Below are 6,000 nucleotides of genomic sequence, written 5' to 3' on the forward strand. Positions count from 1 at the left end.
CAGTAATACATTGTGTACATTTACAGAAAGGATGTCTATGAAGACTTTTGTAATTAAAATACGAATAAACGAGTGCTTTGAAACAACGAATGGTTCACAAACCGCAAAAATTATACTGTTCTCTGGCGAATGTGATAATGAATATTTTAAAGGTCATGTTCTTGATGGTGGTGTTGATACGCAGATTCAAAGTATCGGAAAAAGGACTACGCTTTCTGCCAGGTATATCCTTGAAGGATTGGACTATAGAGGAAATACATGCAAAATATTTATTGAGAACAATGGCTATATCGAAGAAGATGGGAGCATACATACCAGACCATTTATTATTACGGATAGCTCTGAACTCAAATGGTTGGAAACGCAAATGAAAAGTGGGTATATAGAGCATAAAGATAATAGCATCTATGTTGTTTTAACGGATAGTATTTGCTAACTGCTCTCTACCTTTTTCATGGTACTTCTCACCATTCCAGATTTTCAATTCTACAACATATTTATGATTATTGTATATAACAACTACATCAAGACGCTGATTCTCTCTTGTCTGTGGTTCTACAAAGTAAAATCCTTTTCCATTTAATATAGGTTTCAAGTAGGCAAGAAAGAAGTAATTCATTGGCTATCGTTTTAATTTCTTCATTGTTTTCAATATTCTTAATCACATCTTCAAATAAAGTAGTCTTTTCGCTCAGTATAGATTTAACCGCCATATAAATACTTTCTTCTGTCCAAACAGCACCCAGTTTCTCATCAACAGTTTTACAAATATCACTTACCAAATAAGGATATCCACTTGTAAACATATGAATTTGTTCCATGGGCTATTGAACTGTGTTTCACTCTCAGCCTGTATTGCTAATTTTAATGTTCTTACATCGTGTACTCCCGCCAATATAACACTTTGGAATGTAATATCATCCCCTGCACTTGCTGACAGGTACTTATTTCTAAGCAGACCAAGGAGCTGTAAGAACGTTCTGCTATTGCTACTCTTATCTACTTCATCTATAAGCAGAACAACCTGTCTCCCTGATTCTAATACAAACTCTGTAATAGCCTCTGAAAGTTCTCTAAAACTTTTCGATGTATTGTACTTTAATAAAAGTTGATATGTTTCCTTGTCAGTAAATTTTACAGAATCTGCCCAAAGCTTAAAAATATTTTCACAGAGTTCTGTCTCAGTACGAAATAAGTCATCACCAACGCCCTCAAAGCTGGTCTTTATCACAAGGTACTTTGCTGAAAGCACCTCTCTCAAAATATTTAGAGTAGTTGTTTTGCCAAACTGTCTAGGACGATTTATTGTAAAGTATTCCCCATCATCTACCATAGCTATAATTTGCTTTATTTTATCTGATATATCTACCATATAGTGCTTACCCTTAACGCATAAGCCTGTTATGTTAAATTTCTTTTTCATTTGGGTTACCTCTCTTTCAGATAAATTATTCCACTACACATATCATATCAAAGCATAGTTTTAAAACCAACCGCTATTTACAAATATTTTTTTATTCTGAAACAATTACTGTTCACTCACCAATGTCATTTAGTTAAGCTTATCTCGACAATAAATTGATTTGCTCGAAACCGATGCTAAAATTATTTATGGCATATGATTTTGGGACCTATACTCTAAAACTTATTTTAACAACGACAAAAAGACAGATTTGCATCTGTCTAAAAAAGGGTATTCTATTCTATGATGGCTCTGTTTAAGCGGCACGATACAGGAAGTACTTTGGCCTCCTAAAATCTGCTGTCTTAAGTCTCTTATACTGACAATCCTTGCGGATTGGAATCAGTTCCTTTTTGAGCAGAGACATTACATCTATGGAATCTAACTTTGCGGTCAGGCGAAGATAGATTCTACAAATATGAGCAGCAACTGTAAAGTTTACCATATAAGTGTGCTTGGTATCATGTGTTTCTACTACAGTATGGTTTGCCAACAGCTCTGTCAGATTATAAGCAAGTAGCTTTGCCCATATTTCTTGCTGAATATAGTCAGTAACGGCTAAATCATAAATTTTGAGTAAAAAGAAAAAGGGTACTTGAAAATCCAAGTACCCTCTGCTATAATCAAGATAGAACTAATCAAAGACACTTGCTAGCGTCAGTTGATTACCCAATTAAAATAGGTTATCCTACAAACTTTGGATGGTGAGAGGATAACCTATTTTTTGTTTATCAGTTGTATTATAAATATAATAAGGGTAATGAGTGCAATAAGCAGACTGCCAAAAGCAAATAATACTAGGCAAAACGTCAAAATCTCCATTGTATTCATTCCACATCACCCCTTTCTCTATGTAATGAAAGTAAGGGGCAATCAACTGACAGGACAAAAAGTCCTTGGTTATCCTCAATCGTTCTATCTTGATGGAACTATTATATCAATATCTTGTTTGCTATTCAAGAAAATAATTTTCTTTCTAATCCTCAACTATTTTGAATCAATACGAACTTAAACTGATTTGTGTATTCACAAAAGTCAATGATGTAACCTATATTTCGTCATTACAAATTTCATAATCCATTATCCATGCAAAATCCCTCCAAAGCATCCTATATTTCTATACTAGTCTACTTTAAAGGGATTTCATTAATTTTACCAATTCATCTTACAACTAATTCGTCTCAGTCAACTTCCAATGTTGCCAATTTCCACCAAAATACGTCCATTGGTCTACATTCGCGCCTGCGTCTTTGCTAATCTCATAAACTTCTAATGCCGATTTTTCATTTGAAGCTCTTGTTAAGAATGCAAAGCTTCCATCAGAGTTTTTCACAATCTTATACATCTGCATTGTGCCACCCCAGTAATCCCATTGGATTACATTTGTTCCGTCTGCTGCACTACCATTTTCAATATCAACTGCTCTTGTATAGTTTGATGCTCCTGTTAAGATATAATAATACCCATCACCATTTGAAACGATTTCAAATTTCTGAGCCTGAGTACCATTGTCTGATATTTGCTCCGTTTGTTGATGAACCACTATCAATATCTAGGTAGTATCCACTGTTTACATTTTGAATGTAATAGATTCCTTCGTATTGATCTTTTACTTTTTCTAACTTCCAGCATTGTGTTGGTCCGCTCCAGTAACTCCATTGATCTACTTTTGCTCCATTTGCAGTACTATTCGCATATACTTCTAATGCTGCATTTGCGCCAGATGCTTTTGTTAAGAAGGAAACTGAGCCGTCTGCATTTTGTGTAATAATGTATTTTTGCATATCTCCACCCCAATATTCCCATTGAACCGCTTCGGCTCCATCATTTGCACTTCCTCCATTAATATCAATGGATCTTGTATAATTTGATGCTCCTGTTAAGATATAGTAATATCCTTTTCCATCTGGAACAAGTTTGAATTTCTGTGCATCATATCCGTTGTATGCCCATTGTTGAATCGCTGTTCCATTCGCATTCGTACCATTGGCAACGTCCATATATAATCCACTGTTTACATTTTTAATGTAGTAGATTCCTTCTGTCACATTAGCCGTTGCTGCTCCAGTTCCTTTACTTCCCCAAATTGTGCAGTTGTTTGTACCGATTAATGTGAATGTCATTACTTCTTTTGGATTTGGTGCTTCATTGTATTGCTTTAAGAACACACCTTTGTATGTTACACCACCGATTACCATCTTCACATATGGTTTGCCCGATGTATATGACCATGTTCCTGTAACTCCACCTGTAACTGTTCCATTCGAATTCAATGTAACAGATAATGTTGGTGCTACTGCTGTTGAAATCGTTGACATTGATGACGCTGTCAACGTAGTATTTCCATGGTTAATAAATTCATACGTTCCAACCATATCTGCTGATGAATATCCAGAAGAAGAAACTGTTTCTCCTTGATAGATATATGGTGCAGTACATGGCCAGCCATCTTCGTTACGAACCATTTGATGCACTCTTACATAGTGACCATTTCCCACGCCATCATCAAATCTTGTATGATAAACCTGAAACATCTTTCCATTGCTATCTACAAGAGCTGAACTATGTCCACCTGATAGATACGCTTGCGAATTACAAGCAAATTTATAATTTCCAAAAAGTTTTACACCTTTATTTCCTGTTGATAAACCACTTGTTCCGCTTGCATCAACATAAGGTCCGTTTGGATTTTTTGAACGATACATTCGAATGTTGTATCCATCAGTTGCACTTAATCCTCCGTATGTATTAAACAAATAGTAGTATCCTGATGTGGAATCATATGTGATATATGGTCCTTCACCGTTACCATTTGATTTTGAATCGCCTGTGTTTTTTGAGTTTAATAACATTTTACCAAAATAGCGATCTACATTATTCGCTGTATCATCCACCCCTGGATAGATTGGTTTTCCTGTAGATTTATTTAACTCTAGTATGAAAATCCCCCCAGAAAACGAACCATACACCATCCATAGTTTTCCGTCTTTGTCATAAAATACAGTAGGATCAATTGCATTTGGATTTGTACCAACTGAGCAAGTATAGCTTGTTGATGTAGCCCAGCTACTCTTAAATCCTGATACTGTTCCTGCTGAAATTAAGCTATTAAGATTTGTGTTCTTATAACTTAGATTTCCTGATGTCGAACTTGTAAATCCTGAATATATAATTGATGAATTATATACGAAAGGACCTGTTGGACTATCCGATGTTGCAAAGTAAATAACGGAATTCGTTGTTCCGAATACAGACATACATGCATAATAGCAATACTTTTTCATTGTGCTATTATAGATTACTGATGGTGCCCAGATATTCGCGTAATCTTTTGTAGATGAGTTTAACCATTTAAATGGTTCGCTTAATTGTGTTGTACAGTTTGCTGTTGTAATCCCCGTTAATGAAACATTGCTCCAATTTACTAAATCTGATGATACTGCTGCCCCGAAATGCGTACCATACAGATAGTATTTCCCATCATTACCTTTCGTAATTGCTGGGTCATGGATTGATACTGTTGCTGGTGTTGTAGCCGCTTTCGCTTCTACCGAAAATAAATTTCCCCAGTCTGTGATTGTGGCAATCATAATGATTATGAGACACAATGCTAACTTCTTTTTAAAACCTTTCTCCATAAGTTATTTAGCATAGTCCTTACTATGCTAAACCTCCCTTCTACAATGTTTTTGTTTTTTGGTAATTGTTACGAATTCAGTTTATATATTAAATATATTTTTGTCAACATTGTTTAATTTCTTTCACTGAGCCCCTTGTTTTACTGCACATTTTAACTTGATTCATATTTTTTACTTGTATTTTTTTGTGCAACTTGTATGCTTTCACATCGTATATTTATGGAAAATGTGTCGAAAAAAGCCACTATGGAACATTGTCCCATAATGGCTTTCATCACTCAGTCTTTACTCTCGTCTTTCCAATAAATCTCTCTTTGCTTATCATCCAACGCTTCAATAAATCGCTTTTTATAGATGAGAAAATCCTCTAAATCCATCAATATATGATACAAAATCACATGACTTTCATAGTCTTCCTTGTTTGCTGGCAAAGGTTCTTCCTTCATATGTTCAAATAAATGTTGTAATTTATCCATCTGTCGCTCTGGTAAGTTATGTTCCGTAACATATTTTTGCATATAAAGAATATAATCCGCTACAATCCCTGCCTGCTCTGGGAATTGTCTTATCTTTTTCAGTTCATAGTGCAAATCATGAAGGGTATCACATTGTCTCGTTCGCATCTCAAGATAATTAATATAGTAATCTGGGTGCGAGTGAAATGTGTTGTCTTGATATTCATAAGCTCGTTCTACTGCACCAGACAAATATCCTTCCAATACACGAAGATCCTCCCAAACATTGCCCTCTAGCTCCTTGCAATGTAGATAATCCGCTGTTTTCTTTAATATAAACTGTAACTGCTGTTCCGCATATTTCATATCTACATACAGTTGATTCTTTTGATTTTTATAATCATGAAAAAGATTCAAGATTAATGCCGTTGCTGTTCCTATTACA

General features: G+C 35.0%; 8 protein-coding genes and 1 pseudogene. 1 reads left to right on the forward strand and 8 read right to left on the reverse strand.

Features of this window, described 5'->3' with window-relative positions; translation table 11 throughout:
• Positions 1-37 precede the first annotated feature (37 nt).
• Positions 38-436, forward strand: coding sequence for a DUF3237 family protein (locus tag RMR19_RS03565; protein ID WP_310602122.1), 399 nt, complete (start codon positions 38-40; stop codon positions 434-436).
• On the opposite strand, the gene RMR19_RS22115 is transcribed toward RMR19_RS03565, so the two are convergent.
• From RMR19_RS22115 to RMR19_RS03595, 8 genes and pseudogenes are all read right to left on the reverse strand, one after another.
• Entirely contained in the window at positions 416-619 is a 204-nt protein-coding gene (locus RMR19_RS22115; RefSeq protein WP_442871523.1) for an NERD domain-containing protein, read from the reverse strand. The two genes, RMR19_RS03565 and RMR19_RS22115, sit on opposite strands and share 21 nt — an antisense overlap.
• Positions 525-806 carry a hypothetical protein gene (locus tag RMR19_RS03570; protein ID WP_310602123.1) on the reverse strand — a complete coding sequence of 94 codons (282 nt, stop codon included), beginning with the start codon at positions 804-806 and terminating at the stop codon, positions 525-527. Before RMR19_RS03570 ends, RMR19_RS22115 begins: the two co-directional genes overlap by 95 nt.
• Positions 776-1,423, reverse strand: a complete 648-nt coding sequence (locus tag RMR19_RS03575) for an AAA family ATPase (protein WP_310602124.1) — start codon at positions 1,421-1,423, stop codon at positions 776-778. The genes RMR19_RS03570 and RMR19_RS03575 overlap by 31 nt, the downstream gene beginning before the upstream one ends.
• Before the next feature lie 295 nt (positions 1,424-1,718).
• A complete protein-coding gene (locus RMR19_RS03580; protein WP_310602125.1) occupies positions 1,719-2,069 on the reverse strand; it encodes a hypothetical protein in 351 nt (116 codons plus the stop codon).
• Between the two features lie 110 nt (positions 2,070-2,179).
• On the reverse strand, positions 2,180-2,293 hold the full coding sequence (locus tag RMR19_RS22120; protein WP_442871524.1) for a putative holin-like toxin: 114 nt from the start codon (positions 2,291-2,293) through the stop codon (positions 2,180-2,182).
• A 340-nt stretch (positions 2,294-2,633) separates the two neighbouring features.
• On the reverse strand, positions 2,634-3,005 hold the full coding sequence (locus tag RMR19_RS03585) for an RICIN domain-containing protein (RefSeq protein ID WP_310602126.1): 372 nt from the start codon (positions 3,003-3,005) through the stop codon (positions 2,634-2,636).
• Entirely contained in the window at positions 2,947-5,100 is a 2,154-nt protein-coding gene (locus RMR19_RS03590) for an RICIN domain-containing protein (protein WP_310602127.1), read from the reverse strand. Before RMR19_RS03590 ends, RMR19_RS03585 begins: the two co-directional genes overlap by 59 nt.
• 278 nt (positions 5,101-5,378) lie before the next feature.
• Positions 5,379-6,000 (reverse strand): annotated as a pseudogene (locus tag RMR19_RS03595) (aromatic acid exporter family protein); the annotation flags it as partial.

Origin of the sequence: Anaerosporobacter sp. (assembly GCF_031551385.1) — a bacterium.
Taxonomy (GTDB): domain Bacteria; phylum Bacillota; class Clostridia; order Lachnospirales; family Lachnospiraceae; genus Anaerosporobacter.

Excerpts from the sequence above, each read along its gene's own strand:
- RMR19_RS22115 (WP_442871523.1), bottom strand. The coding sequence starts at position 619 with ATGAATTACTTCTTTCTTGCCTACTTGAAACCTATATTAAATGGAAAA.
- RMR19_RS03570 (WP_310602123.1), bottom strand. The coding sequence starts at position 806 with ATGTTTACAAGTGGATATCCTTATTTGGTAAGTGATATTTGTAAAACT.
- RMR19_RS03565 (WP_310602122.1), top strand. The coding sequence starts at position 38 with ATGAAGACTTTTGTAATTAAAATACGAATAAACGAGTGCTTTGAAACA.
- RMR19_RS03590 (WP_310602127.1), bottom strand. The coding sequence starts at position 5,100 with ATGGAGAAAGGTTTTAAAAAGAAGTTAGCATTGTGTCTCATAATCATT.
- RMR19_RS22120 (WP_442871524.1), bottom strand. The coding sequence starts at position 2,293 with ATGAATACAATGGAGATTTTGACGTTTTGCCTAGTATTATTTGCTTTT.
- RMR19_RS03575 (WP_310602124.1), bottom strand. The coding sequence starts at position 1,423 with ATGAAAAAGAAATTTAACATAACAGGCTTATGCGTTAAGGGTAAGCAC.